Origin of the sequence: Niastella caeni (assembly GCF_004834005.1) — a bacterium.
GTDB classification, from domain to species: Bacteria; Bacteroidota; Bacteroidia; order Chitinophagales; family Chitinophagaceae; genus Niastella; species Niastella caeni.
The window spans coordinates 179,512-204,637 of sequence record NZ_STFF01000006.1 but is presented as its reverse complement, the minus strand read 5'-3'; the positions used below and the strand labels follow the sequence as shown (position 1 = coordinate 204,637).

Annotated in this window: 22 protein-coding genes; 13 read left to right on the top strand and 9 right to left on the bottom strand. The window is 44.0% G+C overall.

What is annotated here, in order from left to right; all coding sequences use genetic code 11:
• The first annotated feature begins 405 nt into the window (after positions 1-405).
• The 3 genes from FAM09_RS21315 to FAM09_RS21305 all read left to right on the top strand — a co-directional run bounded on the left by FAM09_RS21315 (position 406) and on the right by FAM09_RS21305 (position 4,086).
• A complete protein-coding gene (locus FAM09_RS21315) occupies positions 406-813 on the top strand; it encodes an OB-fold protein (protein ID WP_136579175.1) in 408 nt (135 codons plus the stop codon).
• Between the two features lie 583 nt (positions 814-1,396).
• Complete coding sequence (locus FAM09_RS21310; RefSeq protein WP_136579174.1) at positions 1,397-2,950, top strand: sodium:solute symporter; 1,554 nt, start codon at positions 1,397-1,399, stop codon at positions 2,948-2,950.
• Between the two features lie 167 nt (positions 2,951-3,117).
• Complete coding sequence (locus FAM09_RS21305; RefSeq protein ID WP_136579173.1) at positions 3,118-4,086, top strand: dihydrodipicolinate synthase family protein; 969 nt, start codon at positions 3,118-3,120, stop codon at positions 4,084-4,086.
• A 155-nt stretch (positions 4,087-4,241) separates the two neighbouring features.
• Here FAM09_RS21305 and FAM09_RS21300 read toward each other — a convergent pair whose 3' ends face one another.
• Complete coding sequence (locus tag FAM09_RS21300) at positions 4,242-4,625, bottom strand: hypothetical protein (protein ID WP_136579172.1); 384 nt, start codon at positions 4,623-4,625, stop codon at positions 4,242-4,244.
• A 212-nt stretch (positions 4,626-4,837) separates the two neighbouring features.
• Between FAM09_RS21300 and FAM09_RS21295 the strand changes: the two genes are divergently transcribed.
• Positions 4,838-5,275 (top strand): hypothetical protein, encoded by a 438-nt coding sequence (locus FAM09_RS21295; protein ID WP_136579171.1) that lies wholly within the window; start codon positions 4,838-4,840, stop codon positions 5,273-5,275.
• 53 nt (positions 5,276-5,328) lie between these two features.
• On the opposite strand, the gene FAM09_RS21290 is transcribed toward FAM09_RS21295, so the two are convergent.
• Complete coding sequence (locus FAM09_RS21290) at positions 5,329-5,874, bottom strand: Cif family virulence factor (RefSeq protein WP_136579170.1); 546 nt, start codon at positions 5,872-5,874, stop codon at positions 5,329-5,331.
• 275 nt (positions 5,875-6,149) lie between these two features.
• Here FAM09_RS21290 and FAM09_RS21285 point away from each other — a divergent pair, with 275 nt between their 5' ends.
• Complete coding sequence (locus tag FAM09_RS21285) at positions 6,150-6,788, top strand: hypothetical protein (RefSeq protein WP_136579169.1); 639 nt, start codon at positions 6,150-6,152, stop codon at positions 6,786-6,788.
• Positions 6,789-6,913: 125 nt separating this feature from the next.
• On the opposite strand, the gene gcvP is transcribed toward FAM09_RS21285, so the two are convergent.
• From gcvP to FAM09_RS21270, 3 genes are all read right to left on the bottom strand, one after another.
• The gene (gcvP, locus tag FAM09_RS21280; protein ID WP_136579168.1) at positions 6,914-9,841 is read right to left on the bottom strand and encodes an aminomethyl-transferring glycine dehydrogenase; all 2,928 of its coding nucleotides are present in this window, start codon (positions 9,839-9,841) and stop codon (positions 6,914-6,916) included.
• A gap of 436 nt (positions 9,842-10,277) precedes the next feature.
• Entirely contained in the window at positions 10,278-11,216 is a 939-nt protein-coding gene (locus tag FAM09_RS21275; RefSeq protein WP_136579167.1) for a sterol desaturase family protein, read from the bottom strand.
• A gap of 78 nt (positions 11,217-11,294) precedes the next feature.
• A complete protein-coding gene (locus FAM09_RS21270) occupies positions 11,295-12,209 on the bottom strand; it encodes a sterol desaturase family protein (RefSeq protein ID WP_136579166.1) in 915 nt (304 codons plus the stop codon).
• 240 nt (positions 12,210-12,449) lie between these two features.
• Between FAM09_RS21270 and FAM09_RS21265 the strand changes: the two genes are divergently transcribed.
• The 3 genes from FAM09_RS21265 to FAM09_RS21255 all read left to right on the top strand — a co-directional run bounded on the left by FAM09_RS21265 (position 12,450) and on the right by FAM09_RS21255 (position 15,753).
• Positions 12,450-12,965, top strand: coding sequence for a YkgJ family cysteine cluster protein (locus tag FAM09_RS21265; protein ID WP_136579165.1), 516 nt, complete (start codon positions 12,450-12,452; stop codon positions 12,963-12,965).
• 169 nt (positions 12,966-13,134) lie between these two features.
• Complete coding sequence (locus tag FAM09_RS21260) at positions 13,135-15,381, top strand: cation:proton antiporter domain-containing protein (protein ID WP_136579164.1); 2,247 nt, start codon at positions 13,135-13,137, stop codon at positions 15,379-15,381.
• A gap of 96 nt (positions 15,382-15,477) precedes the next feature.
• On the top strand, positions 15,478-15,753 hold the full coding sequence (locus FAM09_RS21255) for a DUF4242 domain-containing protein (RefSeq protein WP_136579163.1): 276 nt from the start codon (positions 15,478-15,480) through the stop codon (positions 15,751-15,753).
• Between the two features lie 75 nt (positions 15,754-15,828).
• Here FAM09_RS21255 and FAM09_RS21250 read toward each other — a convergent pair whose 3' ends face one another.
• Both FAM09_RS21250 and cysM read right to left on the bottom strand, forming a co-directional pair.
• Complete coding sequence (locus FAM09_RS21250) at positions 15,829-16,449, bottom strand: hypothetical protein (protein WP_136579162.1); 621 nt, start codon at positions 16,447-16,449, stop codon at positions 15,829-15,831.
• A gap of 83 nt (positions 16,450-16,532) precedes the next feature.
• Positions 16,533-17,405, bottom strand: a complete 873-nt coding sequence (gene cysM / locus FAM09_RS21245; RefSeq protein WP_136579161.1) for a cysteine synthase CysM — start codon at positions 17,403-17,405, stop codon at positions 16,533-16,535.
• Between the two features lie 279 nt (positions 17,406-17,684).
• Here cysM and FAM09_RS21240 point away from each other — a divergent pair, with 279 nt between their 5' ends.
• A complete protein-coding gene (locus tag FAM09_RS21240; RefSeq protein ID WP_136579160.1) occupies positions 17,685-18,941 on the top strand; it encodes an MFS transporter in 1,257 nt (418 codons plus the stop codon).
• Positions 18,942-19,034: 93 nt separating this feature from the next.
• Here FAM09_RS21240 and FAM09_RS21235 read toward each other — a convergent pair whose 3' ends face one another.
• Together FAM09_RS21235 and folK are read right to left on the bottom strand one after the other, a co-directional pair.
• Positions 19,035-19,667 carry a deoxynucleoside kinase gene (locus FAM09_RS21235; RefSeq protein WP_136579159.1) on the bottom strand — a complete coding sequence of 211 codons (633 nt, stop codon included), beginning with the start codon at positions 19,665-19,667 and terminating at the stop codon, positions 19,035-19,037.
• A 152-nt stretch (positions 19,668-19,819) separates the two neighbouring features.
• A complete protein-coding gene (gene folK / locus FAM09_RS21230; protein WP_166437220.1) occupies positions 19,820-20,299 on the bottom strand; it encodes a 2-amino-4-hydroxy-6-hydroxymethyldihydropteridine diphosphokinase in 480 nt (159 codons plus the stop codon).
• 59 nt (positions 20,300-20,358) lie between these two features.
• Here folK and sppA point away from each other — a divergent pair, with 59 nt between their 5' ends.
• From sppA to FAM09_RS21210, 4 genes are all read left to right on the top strand, one after another.
• Positions 20,359-22,113 (top strand): signal peptide peptidase SppA, encoded by a 1,755-nt coding sequence (sppA, locus tag FAM09_RS21225; RefSeq protein ID WP_136579157.1) that lies wholly within the window; start codon positions 20,359-20,361, stop codon positions 22,111-22,113.
• 225 nt (positions 22,114-22,338) lie between these two features.
• Entirely contained in the window at positions 22,339-23,436 is a 1,098-nt protein-coding gene (locus tag FAM09_RS21220) for an ABC transporter permease (RefSeq protein WP_136579156.1), read from the top strand.
• A gap of 264 nt (positions 23,437-23,700) precedes the next feature.
• Entirely contained in the window at positions 23,701-24,195 is a 495-nt protein-coding gene (locus FAM09_RS21215) for an SRPBCC family protein (protein WP_136579155.1), read from the top strand.
• Between the two features lie 48 nt (positions 24,196-24,243).
• Positions 24,244-24,786, top strand: coding sequence for a DUF2911 domain-containing protein (locus FAM09_RS21210; RefSeq protein WP_136579154.1), 543 nt, complete (start codon positions 24,244-24,246; stop codon positions 24,784-24,786).
• Positions 24,787-25,126: the final 340 nt, after the last annotated feature.

The window sequence follows — 25,126 nt, the reverse complement described above, 5'->3', positions numbered from 1 at the left end:
CTGCAAGCCAGGGCAGTCGTAAGGCGCAGCGAACGTCAGTCTGAAATGTCTTACATCATACTTCTCCCCTTCTTATCACCTTGTTACCAATTAACTTGTCAACTCGTCAACCTGCCGACTTATCCCCAACCATAATGTATTACTACTTGATATGCACAGCTATATCTACACATGGATCCACTTCACCCAAAACAGGCACCATTTTTGGATTTTTTAATATGCTTTTAATTAAATACTACATAAACGTGCCGTGTGCGGAACAGCGTTTATATGTTCAGTAAGATATATACCTTATCCACTTCACAATGGCTTTCCCGGCCATCGACAAACGTAATTTTCCTAAGTAATGTAATCCCCCCGTAACTATGAACCGTAGGGCCTATTTGTAACCGTAAAATTCGCCTTATGAGGATGTTATTCACCCTGGGATGCGCCTTTGTAGCCACGCTCGCCGGATTTTTAATTTATTCCCACAACAAGCCGCCACGAAACGTGGTTTCAGAAGCCGGTATCCCGGTCACTGCAACCGAGCTATATGCAAAATTCACTTCCGATCAGCTTCAGGCTAACCAGGCCTATTTAAATAAAGTACTGCAGGTTAGCGGACATGTACTTGTAGTTAAAACCATTCCCCATGAAGGCAGGGTAGTGATCCTGAACACCGGTGACCCGATGGTGGGCATATCCTGTTCATTAAATACGACAGAGTCAACCACCAGGCCGTTAAAGCTGGGAGATAAGATCACCATTAAAGGTGTTTGCTCAGGCTATTTGAGCGATGTTGTTCTTACCAACGGATGCCTGGTTAATTAGTAAAATACTAATTAGCAAATGTGCAAATTCGAAAATATGCAAATGGAAATGCAATACAAAGGTGAACTCATTTGCACATTTCCTCCCGGTTTAACCGGGACTAATTTCCCATTTACAATCCGTACTCTACGCCAGTGCAAAGGGTGGGCGTCACCTTTAGCACGACCGACCCACCTTTGCCTGGCAACTAGTTTTAATTAGCAAATGTGCAAATTCGAAAATGTGCAAATGGAAATGCAATACAAAGGCGAACTCATTTTCACATTATCCGTACCGCTATTCCTACCTGAATATGGTGCGACTTCCATTTATAACGTTCATCTACATCATTAATATCTGTCAATCTTTTATTAAAGCGGGCATAAAAATCAGCATGCCAAATATTCACTTGTACGCCAACGTTGGCGCTTAATTCTTACCAGTTTCCGGTTACTGGTTACCGGGTCCCTAATGCAGAACGCTTCCCTTTAATCAGGCAGCAATAAGTTTGAGCCCGGTACCTGGTACCTGGTAACTGCCAACTGCTTATTGCCTATTGGCCATTTATCCATACATTTACTTCAAGGGATAGATTGCTTGAAACATGAATCATTTACCAACTGTCGATTTAACAATTATAGCCATATATTTTGCCGCCATGATAGCCGTGGGGGTGTTGTTGAGTGGAAAGAATAAAGGGTCCGATCAATATACCGTAGCCTCTGGCGCCATTCCAGGTTGGGCATTGGGCATGTCGTTTTATGCAACTTTTTTAAGTGCAATCACTTTCCTGGGCGATCCTGGTAAATCGTTTGGCGCTAACTGGAATTCTTTTGTATTTAGTTTATCGATGCCTTTTGCTGCTTTTATTGCTTCCCGGTTCTTTGTTCCATTTTATCGTAACAGTGAGGCCATCAGCGCCTATACCCATCTGGAAGAACGGTTCGGGCCCTGGGCGCGTACCTATGCCATGATCTGTTTTGTGCTGATACAACTGGCGCGCATGGGAACCATTTTTTATTCAATCGCTTTAACGTTGAAAGCCCTCACCGGTTATTCCATGCCGGCTATCATGATCACCACGGGCATTTGCATTATTATTTACACCATGATGGGTGGAATGAAAGCGGTTATCTGGACGGAAGTGGTGCAGGCCATCATTAAAACGTTAGGCGCCTTGCTGATCCTTTACCTGATCGTTTCCCGCCTGAATGGCGGCTTTAATTATATAATTGAAACCGGGAAAGTCAACGATAAATTCAGTTTGGGAAGTTTTAATCTGTCGGGGTTTTCAATGTCAACCTTCTGGGTGATCTTTTTGTACGGTTTTTTTATCAACCTTAATAATTTCGGTATCGATCAGAATTATATTCAACGATACCATACGGCGCGCAATAGCCGCGATGCCAGCAGAAGCATCTGGATGTGCGTATTGTTTTATGTGCCGGTAAGCATGTTGTTCTTTTTTATCGGTACTGCTTTATTCGCCTATTATCATCAGCATCCTGACCTGATTCTGCCATTGCAGCAACAGGTAGCGGCTGAAAAAAATATTGCTTTCACCGACCTAACGCCTGCCGATTATGGCGACCGTGTATTGCCCTATTTTATGCGGAATGAAGTGCCACGCGGGCTGCTGGGTTTGATCATTGCTGCTATTTTATCGGCTGCCATGAGCACCATGAGCAGTGGCATGAACAGTTCGGCCACCGTTTTTCTGAAAGATATTTACCTGCGTTACTTTAATAAAGAAGCCTCACCCAAAGCCCAAATGCGCGTATTGTATGTGGCCACGGCGGTAATGGGCGTACTGGCTATTAGTTTTGGCATTGGGATGATTGGCGTTAAAAGTTTGCTGGATGCCTGGTGGAAACTGGCAGGCATATTTTCAGGTGGTATTTTAGGATTGTTTTTATTAGGATTACTGGCCCGCAAGGCCAAAAATATCGAAGCCGTTATAGCCGTGATCGTCGGGGTGCTGGTGATCATCTGGCTAACCTTTTCGCGTCAGTTGCCAGACGATTACGCCTGGCTACGCACCAATTTGCACGCAAATATGACCATCGTCATAGGCACCTTAACCATATTTTTAACAGGCAAGTTTTTAGCCCGCCTGCGCCAGGGCTTTGGCAGGCAGGCCGATAACCGTCAGGTGTGATCAGGATGATCCTTCAGTGGAAACATTATATCTTCATTTTCAATAGTCTGACAAGGAATATTAAATAACGGATTTTAATTCGACAACTTTCTGTAATACAATATTTACTTTTTAATTTTAGAGGGCGTAAAGCCTGTATTTTAGAAACAACAATCAAAATAAACGGGATGGAAAAAAGATTTGTTCCGGTAATGATCACGCCGTTTAACCTGAAGGCAAAGATTGATTTTGATATGGTAGAACGGTTGATCGATTTTTACCTGGCAGCCGGAGTACGTGGTTTTTTTGCCAACTGCCTTAGCAGTGAAATGTATAGCATCAGTGAAGATGAGCGGCTTGAATTGACTGCTCATATAGTGAGGTATGTAAATGGCCGGGTGCCGGTTGTTGCCACCGGTTCATTTGGGCTTACCATTGAAGATAAAGCCGAGTTCAGTAAAAAAATATATGATACGGGGATCGATGCCGTGGTATTAATTACCGGGCACTTTGCGAATGTGGATGATGGGGATGATGTATTGCTGAAGCGGTTCGACAAAATGTTTTCATTAACGCCAAATATTCCCATGGGTACCTATGAGTGCCCGGCGCCGTATAAACGAATTTTATCAGCCGATGTGTTTAAAACACTGCTTTCAACAGGCCGGTTGAAATACCATAAGGACACCAGCATTGAACCGGACAAAGTGAAGGAGAAACTGCAGATTGCCAACGTACCGGGCTTCGACTTTTTTGATGCACATACACCTAATGCCATGTACAGCTTGCAAATGGGCGCAAGGGGTATGTCTTCTATAAGCGGTAATTTTTATCCTGAAGCATTGGTGTGGATGTGTAACAATGCGAATGATCCCGGTAAGCAGGAAGATGTAAAATGGTTGCAGTCGGAACTTACCCGGGTTGATCCGCTTATTCACCAGGCTTATCCTATGAGCGCTAAATATTTCCTGCAATTGCGCGGTTTACCGGTACGTACTATCAGTAGGGCCTATGTGCAGGAGCTTACGCCGGCGCAAAAAGATGTGCTCAAAGGGATTTATGATAGTTTTACGCAATGGTGCAGCAGGTTAAATATAACGCCGGTAGATACCCGCGCGATCATGGAGCCGAAGATATTGCCGGATCCTGCTATTTAGGATTTCTGATTTTGAGATTTAGAGATTTTGAGATTTCATTTAGTTTTTGCCTTCTAAACAAATCCCAAAATCTCTAAATTCCGAATCTCTAAATTTTTTCTTCGTAAACCTATGACCACAAAGGTTCAATTAACCAACCATGTCACAAAGCTGTATTACCGCCTCTTATAATAATTCCTCTTCGCTTGCAGGATCTCGTTATCACGTTCATGTTTCAGGTCATGTACTTTTTGTCTTCTTTCTTTACGTGAAATGCTTTCGTCATGACGAGCCGACCAAATCTTGTCTTTATAATCGAGCCGGATATCTTCTATTTGCATATCAAGTTTGGTAGGCCTTGTCCTGAATGCATAACCCGGAGGGTAAGCATACCACGGATTGTAGTAATAAGGATAATAAGGCCCCCAGGCGCCAAATCCAACGCCAACGGAAACATGTGTTCTTGGGTAATAACGTGGCACAGCGCGTACCACCTTTTGGGCTGATGCATGGAAGGTTAGGCCCAATGCGCAGATTATTATTAATGTTATCGTTTTCATTTTACTCATTTTTAAGTTCAATCATATGACTACAAAAAGTACGCTAGGTATAAAATGAAAAAATACTGATAACGTTTCAATAACGAAATGCAACTTAACGTACTATAAATGTGACTATTAAGAAGGGTTGTATATTAGCGTTAAATTCTTTACTTAGTGCTGCTTAATGGCTACTTTTATAGTCTATCAAATTAATAATAATTTGAGTTTATATGAACGATAACCAATATTGTGGTAAATGGGTAGGAGAGTATACCTATGGAGATGAGTATGATGAACCAGTAAAAGGCAAAAGGGTCACTTTTGAATTGGATATAACAATTGTTAATGGGTTAATAAAAGGGGAATGCACAGATGCTGAAGCAACTGATCATTTTCAACAGCCTGCTACTATTGAAGGTTCTCTGCTCGACAATACGATCAGTTTTGTAAAACGGTATCCGCATTACTGGCAACACGAAAAAGACGGACAACGTTTTCTGCCAAAATTGCCCTCCCAGGAAATTTGTTATTCAGGTCAGTTTGTTAATGACCGGTTCGAAGGGGAATGGGAGATCGTAACAAAATTGGCCGATGCCCATGGAGATTTTGTTTCTTTCAGAGGCTTCGGCCAATGGTTCATGAAGAAAGAAGTTGGAAGTAAGATGTAGGAAGAATTCAATGCTTGAAGTTCAGGTTCTTCTTACCTCATTCCTCATACTTCTTACTTCTTTCCTATTGCTGCATTGATAGGCGCCCTGTCAATATATTGTATCATTTCATCTACCAGGTTCTCATTGTTATAGTGTATATCTATATGGGTCCAGAACTGTAGCTTCTGTTTGTTTTTAAAAGTTACGTTCACCTGGTACCAGTTCAACAGCCAAACGCCTTTGGCTTCTGGTCCCTGCGGCTGGTTAACGGAAACCGGCAACCAGATCTCGTTGGAGAAACGGAGGGAATCGATCACATTCATTCTACGTTCTTTCCAGTATTTGGCAATAGCTTCTTTACCAGCCAGGCTGTCGCCCGAAGACCACCGGAAGATGGCATTATCTGCAAACCGGCTGGCCCAGGTATCGATATCGCCACTTTCAAATTGTTCCAGTGCCTTCTTACCCATGTCAATATATTTCTGATCGGCAAACTCTACAGGTGGGCGTGTTTGGGTTGATTCAGCGGCTATGGCCGTTTTAGAGTCTTTTTCTGATTCGTTTTTACATGCTGCCAATAGCATAATGCAAATAGTTCCCAAAAGGATTTTTCTCATAAAGCAATTGTTTTATGGGTTATAAAATGCGGGAAAGGATGCGTTTTGGTAGAGTGGATGGGCTGGATCAATAAGATGAGGTAACTACTAATGTAATGATAATCTAACAGTTGATCAAAAATATAGTGCTATAAACTGCTTTAATAGAGCGTTTTATGATTTTAATCATAAAAAATGCGGGTGTTGCATACTAAAATAAAAGCTAACAGTTGGTTGCATTTTATTTTTTTGAATATTATATTCACATATTCTATATCCTAAAACCCCCATTCCATATGAGACTCCAAACACAACTTGTCATTTGCCTATTGCTTGTATTGGCCGCCTGCTCATCGGCTGATAAAAACAAAATGTCGAACATTGGAAACACTTTTGCTGTTGAAGCTGTACCCCCTTCAGATGATGCATTCAACAAACAACCTGCTGCTTCTATTCTCAACTTTTTAAGATGGTATCGCGCACACATCCAAGAACTTAAAAAAATTGAGATCGTTACTCATTCAACGAATCCTGATTCAGCAAAGTATTATGTTGTAAATACAGCGGGCACCGAACGCTATTTAAATGAATTAAAGAAAAGTGGATTTGTTTCTGATAAATATATAGACCGGTGGCGCGCGTATTTTAACATGGTGAGCGAAAAATTGAAAAAGACACCACAAACAGAGGCGCCTGTTACCGGGCTTGACTTCGATTTTGTGATGTTATCGAAAGATTGCGAAGAAGACCTGAAACGTATTGAAAAATCGACAGTAGATCATCAAAAAATTGCCAATGATGAAGGAAGCATTACTATTGGGTTACCAACTGTTGGTCGCTTAAGGTATTGGATAGAGAAGCAGGAAGATGGCAAATGGGCTATCGTCGATATTAAAGACCTGCGCAGTGCGTTAGACCAGGCGCAGAACGATTAGAAGCTGTAAGTTCTAAGCTGCAAGCTACAAGCAAAAAAGGATCGCAACGCGATCCTTTTTTATTCTTAAAAGCGTATTTGCTTGCACTTAGAGCTTGCAGCTTACAGCTTACAGCTTATTATATTTTATGCTTCTGCTTCCACATACGAACTCACTGGTTCGCAGGTGCAGATCAAATTTCTATCACCGTAGGTGTTATTCACTCTTGCCACACTGGGCCAGAATTTATTTTCACGTATGTATTCCAGCGGGAAGGCAGCCTGTTCGCGGGTATAGGCGTGGGCCCATTGCGAACTGATAACAACATGTTGCGTATGCGGCGCATGTTTCAACGCATTGTCTTTTTTATCGGCCTTTCCTTCTTCAATAGCACGGATCTCTTCGCGGATGCTTAACAAGGCATCGCAGAAGCGATCGAGCTCAGCTTTGTCTTCGCTTTCTGTTGGTTCTATCATGATAGTGCCCGGTACCGGGAAGCTCATGGTAGGCGCGTGGAAACCATAATCCATTAAGCGTTTGGCAACATCTTCTGCTTCAATTTCAGCACTCTTCTTAAATGGACGCAGGTCAACTATAAATTCATGGGCGCATTCGCCATTATGGTTGGTGTACAGGATCTCGTATTGTCCTTCCAGGCGGGCGCGCATGTAATTCGCATTCAGAATGGCATATTCACTGGCTTTGCGAACGCCTTCGGCGCCCAGCATTCTGATATAGGCGTAACTGATAAGCAGGATAGAAGCACTGCCGTATGGAGCGGCGCTTACAGAATTGAGCGTGGTAACGCTGGTTGTTTTGTCGCGGCCCCGGCTGCTTTCGATCCTGATATGGTCAATACTCAATTTGCCTGGTAAGAATTTGGCCAAATGCTCTTTTACGCAGATAGGGCCCATGCCGGGACCGCCGCCACCGTGCGGAATGGCAAATGTCTTATGCAGGTTCAGGTGACAAACATCTGCGCCAATTAAACCAGGAGCGGTTAAGCCTACCTGTGCGTTCATGTTGGCGCCGTCCATGTAAACCTGCCCACCGTGCTGGTGAATGATATGCGTAATCTCTTTTACCGTTTCTTCATAAACACCATAGGTGCTTGGGTAGGTGATCATAATGCCCGACAGGTTCTTGCTGTATTGTTCAGCCTTTGCTTTCAGGTCTTCCACATCTATATAACCGTTTTCCAGTGCTTTAACCACTACCACTTTCATTCCTGCCATTACCGCACTGGCCGGGTTGGTGCCATGTGCTGAAATAGGAATGAGCATTACATTACGATGCGCTTCGCCACGGCTGGCATGGTATTCGCGAATGACCAGCAAGCCGGCGTATTCGCCCTGTGCGCCGCTGTTTGGTTGCAGGCTGCAGGCGTCAAAGGCGGTAATGTCGCATAAATACTGGCCCAGTTCATCGGTAATTTGTTTATAGCCCTGCGTTTGATCTTCCGGTGCAAAGGGATGTATTTTGCTCCAGTGCTGCCAGCTTAACGGGATCATTTCACTGGCGGCATTCAGCTTCATGGTGCAACTGCCCAGTGAGATCATAGAAGTATTCAGCGACAGGTCTTTATTCTCCAGCATTTTAATATATCGCATCATTTCTGTTTCGCTGCGGTGCGTATTAAATACCGGGTGCGTTAAGAAATGGCTGGTGCGCGTTAATGCATTTGGAATATTGTACAATACGGCATCTTCGCTTACGCCAAAACCTGCTACATTATTGTCATTCGGTTGATCGAGCAGCAGTAAAATATCCAACACATCGCTGAGGGTAGCCGTTTCATCTAATGAAATACCTACCAGGTTATTGCCGTAATAGCGGAAATTGATCTGTGCGGCTTCTGCTTTTTGGCGAATGGTGTCAGTGTTCGGCGCTTTGAATACAATAGTATCGAAGAAATTCTTGTGCAACAGTTCAAAACCTTCCGACTCCAATTCTTCGGCCAGTGCATTCGTTAAAACAGTTACCCGTTTGGCGATGTTCTTCAAACCATCGGGACCGTGATAAACGGCATACATGGCGGCCATATTAGCCAGCAGGGCCTGTGCCGTACAAATATTGCTGGTAGCTTTTTCGCGTTTGATATGCTGTTCGCGGGTTTGCAGGGCCATGCGCAGCGCCCGGTTGCCCTGGGCATCTATGCTCACCCCGATGATGCGACCCGGAATATTGCGTTTAAATTCGTCTTTAGCTGAAAAGAAGGCGGCGTGCGGGCCACCAAAGCCTAAAGGAACGCCAAAGCGCTGGGCGGAACCAAAGGCCACATCAGCACCCAGTTCGCCCGGCGGGGTCAACAGGGTAAGGGCCAGCAGGTCGGTAGCCATGGCTACATGCGCGCCTGCCTGGTGCATTTTATTGATAAAGTCGCGATAGTCTTCAATGGCGCCTTTGTCGTTTGGATACTGTACCAATGCACCGAAAAACTGCTGATCGATCTCGATGGTGCGGTAATCGCCAAACACTACTTCAATACCAACCGGTATGCCCCGGGTTACCAGCACATCTTTTGTTTGGGGGAAGGTATCATTGTCGACAAAGAATTTTGGCCGGGTAATATGCTCATGGTCTTTATTCAGCGTGTTAAAGAACATGGTCATGGCTTCGGCGGCGGCAGTTGCTTCATCGAGCAGGGAAGCGTTGGTGATCGGTAATGCAGTGAGGTCGCTTACCATGGTTTGAAAGTTGAGCAGGCTTTCCAACCGGCCTTGTGAGATCTCGGCCTGGTAAGGCGTGTATTGGGTATACCAGCCCGGATTTTCAAACACGTTGCGCAAAATAACGCTGGGCGTAATGGTGTCGTAATACCCCTGGCCAATATAGGTTTTGTATACTTTATTTTTTAGAGAAATGTCTTTGATCAGTTGCAGGTACTCGTGCTCACTGATAGAAGGGGGGATGTTCAATGACCCGTTCATGCGGATACCGGCCGGCACTGTTTTATCGATCAACGAATCCAGGCTTGTTTCGCCGATGGCTTTCAGCATCTGGCGGGTTTCGGATTCAGTGGGTCCAATGTGGCGACGGATGAATTCTGTATTCTGTTGTTCAAAAAGATTCATAATCCCGTTTATGTTTGTAGTTTATTGTTTCCTGAACTATACTTATTTATGAATAAGGCCGCAAAGTTAATATTAAACCGGCAGACTAACGCCTGTTTGCTGCAGGCGGTGAATTGTATGGGGATAAGACGGAATATGATAATTTGCTAATGTGCTAATGAGATAATGGTTAAGTGTCTATTCGTTATTAATGGGGCATAGATGGTACTGAAAATCAGTTGTTTAATAGCCTGGGAGAGAAAATCCCAAGAACCAGAAAACAAGAACCAGGAAGTTGAAAGGCAATAAGCTATAAAAAATTGGCAATAATGCAGTTGCCAGTTACCGGTTCCCCGTTGCCAGGGCTTTGTGCCTTCTGCTTTCTGCTTTCGGCTTGCAGCGTGTAGCTTGCGGCTTACAGCTTGCAGCGTGTAGCTTGCGGCTTACAGCTTACGGCTTACAGCTTGCGGCTTGCAGCTTGCAGCTCTCCTAACTCCGTACCCAACTGGCCTTCTTCTTCCGCCCGCATTTCTTCGCTGGTCAGGCGGCTGCCGTCATGGCTCCAACCCGGGGGACCGAAGAGATAATGCCATTTTTCTTTAATGCCAATGTCTTTGCGCGATACGTCCTTCCACATCTGGTTCCACTCATGAAAAACGATAGTAAGCGGCGTTTCCTTTTCAATAGGTTTTGTTAACCCGAACCGGATGGGCTGGTATTCTTCTTCTGTAAGTTCAGGTTGAAAAGTACCAAACATCTTGTCCCAGATGATCAGGAACATGCCCATGTTCTTATCGAGGTATTTGGCATTGGACGCATGATGCACCCGGTGATGCGAGGGGGTTACCAGGAAAAATTCCAGCCAACCCATTTTATTGATCAGTTTGGTATGAACAAAAACGCCCCAGATCTGCGTGGCAGCGTAAATGAACAGAATATCCAATGGTTTGAAGCCCATTAATGCCAGCGGAATAAAATACAGGAAGCGGTAAAAAGGTTGAAAAACCGAGGACCGGAAGCCAACCGTAAAATTAAAATATTCCGATGAATGATGGGTTACGTGTACAGCCCAGAAAAAGCGCACCTCATGATCGAACCGGTGCAACCAGTAATACATACAATCTTCCAGCAACAGCAACATTACCCAATATACCACCACATGGCTGAATGAGAAGATATGATGGCGGTAACAGTAATCAAGTATTACCAGGTATGCCCCACGAAATAGCAGGTCGAGGGCTGCATTGAGCAACATCAGGTATACATTGGCAGCGGTATCTTTCCAGGAATACGATTTTCGATGATGGTAATTACTTAATACCAATTCCAACCCGATGATGATCGCGTAAACAGGCGTACCGGTAAGTATTAATATTTGTTCACGTAGCGAATTCATGTAGAGCGGGGCAAAAGTAAAATTTGTCCCTGATATATCATAGCCTGGTGATCAGATTATGTCGTGATCTTAGTTGGTTCAGGGACTTGATGGTTTAATGGCTGGATCTTCTTCCTGTTTTCTCATTTCTTCGCTCGTCATACTACGCCCATCATGACTCCATCCTGGCGGGCCGAAGAGGTACATTAATTTTTGTTTGAAGCTGAGCTCCTTCCGCCGCAGATCTTTTAAAATGGCTGCCCATTCATGGAAAATGATGACTGGTAGGGTATCCTTTTCCAACGGGCGTGTAATACCATAACGAATAGGTTCATAATGTTGCGGTGGTAATTCCTGCTGGAAAGTTCCGAAGAGTTTATCCCAGATAATAAGCACGGTTCCCATGTTTTTATCAAGGTATTTGGGGTTGCTTGCGTGATGTACGCGATGATGAGAAGGGGTGATAAAAATATATTCCAGCCAGCCCAGCTTCTTTACTTTTTCGGTGTGCGTTAAAATGGCCCACACCTGGCAAACAGAATATACAAAGAAAATATCAACGGGCCGGAACCCCGCCAACGCAATAGGAATGAAAAATAGAAAACTGTAAAAAGGCTCCAGCATGCCGGTACGAAAACCTACGCTGAAATTAAAATGGGTAGAAGTATGATGGTTTACGTGCACCGCCCAGAATAAACGGCAATAATGTCCCAGCCGGTGAAGCCAGTAGTGCATCATATCTGTAAGCAGGAACAATATTACCCAATAAGCAATTGAGTGCGACCAGGAGATGAAACTATATCTGAAGAAAAAGGTAAGTACGATCAAACTTACGCCCCGCATGACCAGGTCGCTTAAACCTGTTATCATACTCAGGAAGAAATTGTGAAACGTATCTTTCCATGAATAAGCTTTCACCCCGTCGAGATGACTGATCAGGAGCTCGGCCCCGATAACCATGATATACAGCGGCGTTGACAAAAGCAATACTATCTGATCGTACAATGCACGCATAGGAATTAATTAAAAATCAAAAACCAAACCATGTATGTTACTTACGGATGGGTTAACTTGCAGGGGGAAAAGAAAGGCTTCAAGCTGCAAGCTGTAAGTGAAAAGCCAATTCAGACTGCACGCAGAAAGCCAAAAGCCTAATGCGAAAGGCTCAAGGATCAATACGTCATTCTCCTCCCCCACAGGGGCGGCCGGGTGGGAGCCCCAGATCAATAAAATAATCGAATTTGAATAATATTAATGGCAGCACATAACAATAATAATGAATCTGTTGCAGGAATTGAGGATGGCAACTGGGCAAAGAAAAGTGCTGAGCACCAGAAGCAGTACCAGCATTTGTTGAAACGCGCCGATAAGACCAAAGTGTTGAAAAAATTACCCGATTTACATGAGGAAGCGTTTTCAAAGATCGATTGCCTGCAATGCGCCGCCTGTTGTAAAAATTACTCTCCCCGTTTTAAAACGCCCGATATAAAACGCATCAGTAAACATCTTAAAATGAAGGAAAGTGCATTTATAGAGACTTATTTGCGTTTGGATGAAGAAGGAGATTACGTAGTTAAACAAACGCCGTGTGCGTTTTTGGGAGCAGATAATTATTGCAGTATTTATGAAGTTCGCCCGTCTGATTGCGAACGGTTTCCGTATACCGATGAAGATGTGATCATGAAACGACCACATCTTACCCTGAAAAATTCCACATTTTGCCCGGCGGTATATTTTGTATTGGAAAGGTTGCTTGCAATTGATAAATGATTAGGATTAAGGAAGAAGATAATTGAACATAGGAAAATAGCGAGTAGCAAGTAGTAAGTAGCGAGTGGGAGAAGGCGGGAATAAGCTAGCGAGTGACGCATAAAAGCCCTACTAGCCATTTACCACTAGCTACTAGCCATTGCGTTAACCAAACTCGCCCAGCCTACGCATGTCGCATTTGCCAACGCTCATACAAGATCTTGCATTGATACTGGCCATTGCCGGTGTAACCACTTTATTGTTTAAAAAACTAAAACAACCGGTTGTGCTGGGGTATATCCTGGCCGGTTTATTGGTTGGTCCTAACTTTTCCTTACTGCCTACCATCTCTGACCTGGAAGGCGTGAAAGTATGGGCAGATATCGGGGTGATATTTTTATTATTCAGTCTCGGGCTTGAATTCAGTTTTAAAAAGCTGCTGAAAATAGGCGGCACGGCCGGCGTCACTGGTATTTTTGAAACCGTATGTATGGTGGCGTTAGGCTATTTGACCGGTAAACTGATGGGATGGCCAACGATGGATTGCATTTTCCTGGGAGGTATCATTGCTATCTCATCCACTACGATCATTATCCGTGCTTTTGATGAACTGGGTGTAAAGACCAGAAAATTTGCCGGGGTGGTATTAGGCGTGCTTGTCATTGAAGACCTGGTGGCCGTTTTGTTAATGGTATTGCTTTCTACTTTGGCAGTAAGCCGCGAATTTGCCGGTGTTGAAATGTTGTATTCGGTTTTGAAGCTCGTTTTCTTTTTATGTCTCTGGTTTATCTCCGGCATTTTTTTAATACCTGGTTTTTTTAAATGGGGACGAAAGTTGATGAATGATGAAACCATGCTCGTTATTTCATTAGGGCTTTGTTTGTTGATGGTAGTGCTGGCTACGTATGCCGGTTTTTCTGCACCGTTGGGCGCTTTTATAATGGGGTCGATATTGGCGGAAACGCCGCAAGCCGAAAAAATTGAACACCTGGTACAACCGGTAAAGAATTTGTTCGGTGCTATATTTTTTGTATCGGTGGGGTTGTTAATAGAACCGGAACTGCTTATCAAATATATAGGGCCGGTGCTGATAGTTTCCGGTGTGGTGATCCTGGGAAAAACAGTGAATGTGACATTGGGCGCATTACTATCAGGACAGCCATTAAAGCAATCTATACAGTCGGGCATGAGCCTGGCGCAAATAGGAGAGTTCTCTTTTATTATTGCTACGCTGGGATTATCGTTACGTGTAACCAGCGATTATTTATACCCCATAGCTGTAGGCGTGTCGGTGATCACTACGTTTACCACACCGTATATGATCAGGTTGGCAGATCCTTTTTTCAATTGGTTCGCCCCCAAACTACCCATGAAATGGAGAATGGCCATTAACCAATATAGTACCGGCGCGCAAACGATACAGGCTGAAAGCGACTGGCGAATTGTATTACGGTCTTATTTGATGGTGATGGCTACCAATTCAGTGATCGTGATTGCGGTAGTAATTTTATTTGCTACTTATTTATTACCGGTTTTAAAAGAAAATATTAGTGGTGAACAGTTGCCCGCCATATTAACCTTTGCTATTACCCTGTTTGCAACGGCCCCTTTTTTATGGGGATTGGCCATTCGCAGGTTGCACTCGCTGGCTTATCGCAATTTATGGCTCGACAAAAAATATAACCATGGCCCGCTGGTAATGCTGGAAGTAGTGCGAAACGTATTGTTTGTTACGCTGGTTGGTTTTATGGTGAACCAGTTGTTCAGTACCATGATCGCTTTGGTAGCAATATTACCGGTGATCGTGATTGTGTTGCTGGTCTTTGCCAGACGCCTGAATTCGTTTTATGCTCGTATTGAAAGGCGGTTTTTATCGAACCTGAACCAACGCGAGCAAACCCAACCATCGGTTAATAATGATCTGTCGCCCTGGGATGCGCATATGGCGTTTTTTACGATGCCGGCCGAATCAACTCTTGTTGGTAAATCGTTGCAGGAACTGGCGTGGCGGGAGAATTTCGGCATCAACATCGCCTATATTGAGCGGGGGTCCATCACTATTACGGCGCCGGCCCGTACGGATGTATTATTTCCATTCGATAAAATTGCGGTAATTGGTACCGATGTGCAACTGGAAGAATTCAGAAGGGTGGTAGAATCGGCCACTCTGCCCCTGAAGAATGGGGAAGAAGAGATCACGCTGAACAAATTAATTGTAGATAACCATAATGCCCTGCGTGGTAAAACCATCCGGGCCTCCGGCATTCGCGAAAGGACCAATGGGGTGGTGGTTGGCATTGAGCGCAATGGACAACGCATCCTGAACCCTGATTCCACCACTGTTTTTGAATGGGATGATATTGTATGGATTGTAGGCGACCGGAAAAAGATAGACGAACTGAAAGAATTGGGAATCAAGGCACAAGGATATTTTTGAGCCTACACTTGTTCAGGATCACAATTCTGTTAGGTGAACAATTTAATTCACGCAGCGTGCAATTAATACAAGTAACTTTAAGTAAAATTAATTGCTATGCCAAAATTCGTCATTGAAAGGGAAATGCCGGGCGTCGGCAATCTTTCACAGGAACAGTTACACGAAGCTGCACAAACATCCTGCGGTGTATTGATGAATATGGGCCCGCAGATACAATGGGTTCACAGTTATGTTACCGATAATAAAATTTATTGCGTATACAATGCGCCCGATGAAGCATCGGTTAAAAAGCATGCAGAGGAATCAGGGTTTCCCGCCAATAAAATAAGCCAGGTACGTGCTATTATAGATCCTACGACGGCAGAAGTATAAGTTTATTAGTTCATTAGTTATTTAGTTCTAAGTTAAATACAAACTCAATAACTGAATAACTCAGGAACTCAATAACTACTTATTTGTTTTTTCAACTGACTTCACCTGCGGCGCCTGCGCTTTGGGCGGCCTGCTTATATTGTTTGTAGCATTGTTTGTTGTATTGTTATTATCATTACTACCATTGGTAATGGCAAGCGCCTTATTGCTCCCCATTTTAAAAGCAACATACAACAAGCCCAGGGTTACAATAAACTGTATAACGGTGAGTGAATTGGATACTACGTGCACGGCCGGACTGATCGCCTTTTTCATTTGTGTTTCGTTCATGGCAGACAAAGGAGGATATACCGTAACGTCGCCAAAATAGACCATTTCAGAAATGATGACCTGTTTATTGATGGTGGCTATCAGCAGAATAAGGATCGATCCTGCGATGAGCATAATGATATTCGATGCTTTTCGACTGAATTGATGCCGGATCTCTTTTACCAGGAAAATAAAAAAAGCAAAAAAGACAAACAGCGGTAATACAATTTTCCAGGAAGAAATGGTAAAGTACGTTTCGTGCAGGCGAATATCGAAATGGTTGCTAAGGAAGGTCCAACCAAAAATGAATATGGTTATCAATACGGTTGCGTTCAAAATAAGACCCAACCAGATCAGTTCAATGAGTAACGGCTTAAATTTTTGCATAGGTTAAATCAGGCTTGTGATAAATATACAAAAAGCTTGCTAATTATCACGGAGGGCGCCTGAAAAGCCAGTCCTGGCGCCATTTAGCCAAAAAGCTCACTGCTCAGGTACCTGTCGCCCCGGTCGCACACGATAAACACAATAACCCCTGAATTAAGTTCTTTTGCAAGCCTGAAAGCGGCAGAAGCGGCGCCGCCACTGCTCATACCGGCAAATACGCCCTCCACTTTAGCCAGTTGCCGGGCTGTAATGGTAGCTTCCTGTTGCGAAACATCAATAACGCGGTCGACCCGGCTGGGGTCGAAGATCTTGGGTAAGTATTCTTTTGGCCAGCGGCGAATACCGGGTATTGAAGATTCTTCCGTTGGCTGACAGCCTACAATTTGAATAGCAGGGTTCTTTTCTTTGAAGAACATAGAACAGCCCATTATTGTGCCGGTGGTGCCCATGGAGCTTACAAAATGGGTGATCGTCTGGTTGGTATCATGCCATATTTCCGGGCCGGTTGTTTTATAGTGGGCTTTGTAATTATCGGGATTGGAAAACTGGTTCAAGATCAAAAATTCACCGGTAGCCGCTTTTTCTTCAGCATAATCACGGCACTTTTCAATGCTTTCCAGCAGCGTTACTTTGGCGCCGAATGCTTCCATCGTAAGCGTTCTTTCACGTGTTGATGTGGAAGGCATTACCAGTTCAATATCGAGATTAAACAACCGTGCTACCATCGCCAGTGCAATACCGGTATTACCACTTGTAGCTTCAATCAATTTTGATCCTGGTTTTATTTCTCCCCGTTCCAGCGCAGATTTGATCATGTTAAGTGCCGGCCGGTCCTTTACGCTACCTCCCGGGTTATTACCTTCCAGCTTTGCATATATAGTAACATTCGGATTGGGATTGAGCTGTTTGATCTCTACCATCGGGGTATTGCCTACCAGGTCTATAATGCTTGCCATTTTGATTATTTAAACAGAATGTTGAAATTACCACTTTTATAATTCCTTTCCTGTCAAAAAAATGAAAAGATTTATTCTACTGCTTCTATAGATTATGCCGCTCTTTTATTTTTCTTTCCAGCAAATTATACATGTGGAATACTGCCTATACAAGTGCGGGAATGATTTGGTTCATTAAATTATTTTAATTTTTCATTCTACACCCGGCCTGCGGCATATAAACAATAACCTTTACTTTTGCGATCATTTATATGTTTGTTGATCATCAAATTTTTAAGAATGTCAACTGGTCCCGGTACCAATAATCCTTCCAGCCCCTTTGTTTCTGTTCGGATAAAAGAATTTCGCCTGTATATTATTCAACGGTTCTTTTTCATTATGGCCATGCGCATGATTGCCACCGTGGTAGGATGGAAAATGTACGAGATCACCAAAGATCCGCTGGCCGTAGCTTTTACCGGGTTATCGGAAGCCATACCCGCTATTTTACTGGCTTTATATTCAGGTCATGTGGTTGACAAAAGCGACAAACGAACGCTGCTGTTCAAAACCCTTTTTTTATATTTTTTGTGTGCTTCTACGTTAATGTATATTACGCTGCAACATACCGAGCTTACACTTGGTAAGCAATTCGTTCAGTTCGGCATTTACTTTGTCATTTTTTGCACGGGTGTTATCCGCGCATTTTCCGGGCCCGCAACCAGTTCTATATTGGCGCAACTGGTTCCCAAAACTGTATTACCGAATGCTGTTACCTGGAGTTCAAGCACCTGGTTGTCGGCCTCTGTATTAGGCCACGCTTCTGCCGGTTTTTTAATTGCCTATTACGGCTATACCGGCACTTTTATCCTGATCATGATCTACATAGCTATTGCCGCTTTTTCGCTGTACCAGATAGAACGCAAACCAATTGTGCATACCAACAAGGGGCAGGCTACCTGGGAAAGTGTAAAGGAAGGGTTGCGATATGTTTTTACTACAAAAGAATTACTAGGGGCTATTACGCTCGATATGTTTGCCGTATTGTTTGGCGGCGCGGTGGCCATGATCCCCTTCTTTGCGGGTGATATTTTGCACGTGGGGGCCATTGGCTTTGGCTGGCTGAATGCAGCGGCTGATATTGGTTCTATCAGTGCTATTATGACGCTTACTTTTTTCCCATTGCGTAAGAAGCAGGGGTTGATACTCTATTGTGTTGTAGCCGGTTTTGGCCTGTGCATGATCGCATTCGGGTTCTCTAAAATTTACCTCATCTCATTTGTTGCTTTATTGCTGAGCGGTGCCTTGGATGGTATCAGTGTGGTGATCAGAGGCACTATCCTGCAATTAAAAACGCCTGATGAAATGCGCGGCCGGGTTTCATCGGTAAACTCCATGTTCATCAACTCATCGAATGAGATCGGTCATTTTGAGAGCGGTGTTGCGGCTAAATTAATGGGGTTGGTGCCTTCCGTTGTATTCGGCGGCGCCATGACCCTGATCGTTGTAGCGATTATGTGGTTTAAAGCGCCTAGCTTACGGAAGTTCGAATATTGAATATTGAATGTCCAATGTCGAAGTGGAATACAGTGCTGCATTTCGGAACTGTATTTCCTTCAATATTCAAAATTGAGCATTCGATATTCGATATTAAGGCAGAGTAAAATAATGCTGTCCCTGGTCATAGTCCTGGTCAAGCGCATCGATGACCACCTGTAAATGCTTTGGATTACTCAGGAAATCGGCATTGCTGGCATCGATGAACAGCGTCTTTACATTATGTTGCTTTATGTAGTGTGTATAGGTTTGCTGAATGTTCATCAGGTAATCATCGGGGATACTTTGTTCGTAGGAGCGGTTCCGCTTTTTTATATTCTGTTGCAACTTGTTTACCGGTGCATGCAGGTAAATCAGCAGATCGGGTTGTACCAGTTGCTGGTGAATGATCTCGAATAATTTTTGGTACAGCCGGTACTCTTCTTCGGGCAGGTTTATCTTGGCAAATAACAAACACTTGGTGAACAGGTAATCGGTTATGGTAATACGTTGAAAAAGATCATTGGTATGGATCAGCTCTTTTAATTGTTTATAGCGTTCTGCCATAAAGAACAACTCCAACGGAAAAGCATACTGTTGCGGGTTTTCATAGAACTTCGGCAAAAAAGGGTTATCGGCAAATTCTTCCAGTATTAAACGGGCATTAAAATGCTTTGCCAGCAAATGGGCCAGCGTTGTTTTTCCCGCGCCGATGTTTCCTTCAATGGTTATGAAATGATACTTCATATCGTGAATGGTAAATGGTCAATGGTTAAGAGCCGCTGCAAGCAAATACAAATACAGCAGAAAGCTACAAGCTGTAAGCTGTAAGCAGAAAACTAATGGCTTTTGTATTTGCTTATGGCTTATAGCTTACGGCTTAAAGCTGTTTTTCATTATCACATTCTTCTTACCTCCAACTTATCCGGGCATTCATCCAACAACTGTTCAATAGTTTTATTAAACACCGGGTGAACCAGTTGCGGCGCTATCTCCTGCATGGGCACCAGGGCAAAACGGCGGTTTTGCAACTGCGGGTGGGGGATGGTAAGGTTCGGTTCCGCCATAACTATATCGTTGTAAAACAGGATATCGATATCAATGACCCGCGGCCCGAATTTTTCCATCCTGTGCCGGCCCATCTGCTCTTCAACCGACAAAATAGTGGCAATAAGTTCCTGGGCGCCTAAAGACGTTGTCAATAAAAGCGCCTGGTTCAAAAACGCCGCCTGATCGGTCTTGCCCCAGGCCGCAGTTTCGTACACGGCCGATTGTTGCAATACCGGCCCACAGGTAGCCGCTAACAGGGTGATGGCCTGGTTCAGGTTTTGCAACCTGTCCCCGATATTGCCGCCTATCAGTAAAAAGACTTTATTCATATATTGCATTCCCTCGAAGGGTCAAATATCTTTGAATTTCGTTTAAAATAAATTTGTTAATGAAGAGCTTTTTTAAAATATTCCTGGCTTCACTTCTGGCATTGGTAGTGTTAAGTGTCATTTTCTTTTTCGTTTTTATTGGAATTGTGAGCAGTGTAACCTCGGCCGAAAAGGTTAAGACCGGCGCCAGGGCGGTGTTGGTAGTAGATCTGAGCCGCAATTATCCTGAAATAGGTGTAGAAAATCCACTAGCCCGTTTTTCCGGTAAAGAGGATGGCGATTTGCCGTCTTTGTATGATGTATTGCGGATGATCCGGCATGCTAAAACGGATTCGGCTGTTAAAGGCATTTATATCAAGTGTGGTAGCAATGCCAACGGCATGGGCGCCAGCCAGGAGATCCGCCATGCCCTGATCGATTTTAAAGCTTCCGGCAAGTTTATATACGCATATGGTGATGTAATTACCCAGGGCGGTTATTCGGTAGGCAATGTTGCCGACAGAATATATTGTAATCCCAAAGGTGGGGTCGACTGGCGGGGATATGTCATACAGCTCGCCTTTTTAAAAGGGTTGTTGCAAAAGCTGGAAATAGAGCCCCAGATCTTTTATGCCGGTAAATTTAAAAGCGCTACAGAACCTTTTCGCGAAACTGCTATGACCGATGCCAACCGCTTGCAGTTAACGGTTATGCTGAACGATATGTATGGCCGGTTGTTACTGCAAACTGCCGAAAGACGCAAGCTGGATACGGCCACCCTGCACCAATATGCCAACGAATACCGGATCCAATATGCTGCTGATGCCGTGAAATACGGATTGATCGATGGGTTGAAATACGATGATGAAGTGAGGGAAGAAATTTCGAAAAAGCTCGGTGGGGTTAAATTGGATAAGATCAATTTTATTACGGTACAGAAATATGCCAAAGCAATAGACTTTAAACGCGATGGTAAAGAAAAGATCGCGGTTATTTTTGCGCAGGGTGATATCATTGACGGCAAAGGCGATCGCGATCAGATCGGCAGTGTTACCTATCGCGATCTCGTTCGTAAAGCCCGCCTCGACGACAACATAAAAGCTATTGTAGTTCGAATAAGTTCTGGTGGCGGCAGCGCCCTGGCCAGTGAGAATATCTGGCGCGAACTGACCCTGGCTCGCAAAGTAAAACCGGTGGTGGTAAGCTTTGGCGACGTGGCCGCTTCCGGTGCTTATTATTTGTCGTGCAATGCCGACAGCATATTTGCACAAACAAATACCATTACCGGCTCCATTGGTGTTTTTACCATGCTGCCAAACATGCAAAAGTTCTTTAACGATAAACTGGGCATCACCTTCGATGGGGTTAAAACCGGGCCCCAGGCCGATATGTTATCGGCTACCAAACCGTTAACATCTGCTCAAAGAATGTATCTGCAGAATAGCGTCGACTCCATCTACTATACTTTTAAAGAAAGAGTAGCCCAGGGCCGCAGGAAAGACATTAATTATATCGATAGCATTGGGCAGGGCCGCGTTTGGAGCGGTACCCGCGCGCTTGAGCTGGGACTGGTTGACCGCCTGGGTGGTTTGGATGATGCCATTGCCTGCGCCGCCCGTATGGCCAAAATAAGCGATTACCGGTTGCGGGAATATCCTGAGCCGCACAATGTGCTTGATATGATCTTTGGCGGTTATGAAAAGGACGCCACCCAATCGGCCATGAAGAAGGAACTGGGCGAAGATGGCATGAAAACCTACCAGACCATCAAAAGGGTGAAACAAATGGTGGGGGTAACCCAGGCGAGGATGCCTTTTGAAATGACAATTGAGTAAACTGGTTGCTTAGTGGTTACAGGGGCAGTTTATGGTTTGTGGTTTATAGTTTGTGGTTTTCAAATCTGGGAAGTCTGTATTGACTCGTAAACTAATCTACTCCAGGGGCCGTGAATCTAAAAAAATTATAAACACAGCTCGAAATTAAGCAACCACAAACCACAAACAATAAACCATAAACGGTATTTTATCAATAGTTTTGCGGCCTAATTCTGGAAACAATCTATGTCTGGTCAATATAACCAATGGACGGCCATGTGGGCTATCTGCAAAGCTACCCTAAGGGCCATCTTTAAAAGTCCCCAGGCCATTTTCTTTAGCCTTTTTTTCCCGATCGTGCTCATTATGGTGTTTGGCGCGTTGGCTGGCGGCGGTGGTAAAGCCTATGACATTGCCTTCGACGCCAAAAGCGATACCCTGAATAGTATCTATTTCTTCATTAAGAGCAACGCCCTGTTCGATGTAAACCAGGGCACTGAAGAAGAGCTGCTCGACCGTTTAAAAAAAGGGCGCATTACAGCTATGATCGATGTGAGGAAGCTTCCTGCCAATATATCCGGTGCTGAATATGAAATTCATTTAAAAACCACTTCTGCCGGTCAGCGCGAGCTACCAGCTGTAAAGGAAATATTGGAAAGCATCATCAACAGGTCAACCGCTAGTACGGTGCAGAATAAAACAGCTACTATTTCGGTGGAAGAGATCGCCGGCCGCCGCTATCGCATGATCGATTTTTATTTGCCGGGCATGTTGGGCTTTTCCTTAATTGGTTCCGCTGTTTTTGGGGTTGCATTCGTTTTCTTCACCTTGCGCGAAACCCTGGTGTTAAAACGGATGTTTGCCACACCGGTGCGTAAAACTTTTATTGTACTGGGCGAAAGCCTGGCGCGGGTGATGTTCCAGTTGTCTACATCCATTGTCTTGATCCTGTTTGGCACTTTCTTTTATCATTTCACCCTGGCCCATGGGTTTGTTACCTTCCTTGAATTAATGGTGTTGAGCTTCCTGGGGATAACGGTATTTATGGGTTTTGGTTTTATCATCAGTAGTGTGGCGAAGAACCAGAACGTGATCCCCATTTATGCCAACCTGTTCATGTTCCCCCAGTATTTTTTATCGGGCACGTTTTTCCCGAAAGGGTTGTTGCCACAGGGCGTACAATCTATTATCAATTACCTGCCATTAACAGCGTTGAACGATGCCATGCGTAAAGTGTCGTTCGAAGGCATGCATTTGCTGGGCGTGGGAAAGGAGATCACTATTCTCATTGTGTGGTGTTTGTTGGCATATAGTATTTTAATAAGAATATTTAAATGGGAATAGAGTAAGGCCACACGCTGCAAGCTGCACGCTGCACGCAAATACAGTTAAAAGCTGTAAGCCGAAAGCTAAAAGGAAATACAAATACAGCTAAAAGCTGTAAGCCGAAAGCTGAAAGCAAATACCAATACAGCTGAAAGTGTAAAGCCGAAAGGCCAAAGCAAAGCCACGCAATTGTTTTCACTTTAGGCTTTAAGCTTTGGGCTTTTCACCTTTTGTATTCCATTTTCAAATTTTCAAATTTGCTAATTTTCAAATTAATGCATTATGCGTTTCGTGAAACTGGCCCTTATCAGTGCGGTCGTTCTGTTTATCGTTATTTATCTTTTTTCCTTAATAATACCCTCCCAGATCCGTATTTCGCGTGCAGTTAATATTGCAGCGCCCAGGGATAGTTTAGTAGCGGCGGTAACCGATCTGCGGCAATGGCAGCAATGGAATGAGCTGGCGAACAACCCCGGGTTTACCAAAAGCCAATTTACTGATAGCGTAATATTGAGCGGGCAGTTAAAAGTATCTAAACAAGCGAAGGTGGGCGATACATTGTTCACCACCTGGCAACAGCAAAACGCGCGGATGCTTAATAGTGGGTTTACCTGGATGGGCGATGATGGCCAATTGGTGATACAATGGTATTTTGATATAAAATTACGCTGGTACCCCTGGGAAAAATTTGGTAGCATAGTTTTTGATAAGCAATTAGGGCCGCCTATGGAGAAATCGCTGGCCAACCTGAAAAAGTTGCTGGAGAAGAACCCATAATGGCTTACTTTTCATTAATTAAATACCAGAACAATAAAAAAAAATCAGATGAAAAAGTTATTGCTTTTGTCTGCCATAGCGTTGGTCACTATTGGCGTAAAGGCCCAGGATGATAAATCAAAAAGACCCAGTCCGCCCGCCAAAGTAACGGAAACAATTGCCAGCGGCGCCGTGATCACTATCGATTATAGCCAGCCAGCGGTGAAAGGCCGGGAGATCGGCAAGGAAATTGCACCTTATGGTAAAGTTTGGAGAACCGGTGCTAATGAAGCCACCGTATTTGAAGTAAGCAAGGATGTTAAGATAGGAGCGGGCCCCGGGGGTAATGCTGAGTACACAGGTAAACCACTGCCTGCAGGAAAGTATGGTTTGTTCACCATTCCCGGAAAAGATGAATGGGTGATCATTTTCAATAAAGTGCCCGGTCAGTGGGGCGCTTACAAGTATGCAGAAGCTGATGATGCCTTACGTATTAAAGTAAAATCCGGTAAAGCGCCTCAATTCACCGAGCGTATGACGTTTACCGTTGAGAAGAGTGGCAAAGTAACCTTGTTATGGGGTAATACAGCAGTAGATTTCACTGTGCAATAAGAGGTACACGTATATAAGAGTAAAGTAAGAAATGGAGCTGTCCTGAGCATATGCAAAGGACGGCTCTTTTCTTTTATATTTTTTCCCCATCTTTCGTTCTACGCAATCGATTTATTCTTTCCTAGTTCTGCATGGTTTAGCCGGAAAGCCAGGTATTAGTAATTAGTTTAATTTTAAAGCTGCATAAACCCGCATTAGTGCGCTTTTTGTTTTGGTTATTTGCGTTTTTATGCTGAATTTGCTGCTAACTAACTGCTGCATCATGCTTTACAACTTCAGTCAGGCTATACGATTGCGAGGCTTTCATTACCACATAAGTTATTCTAACCATCCTGTTATT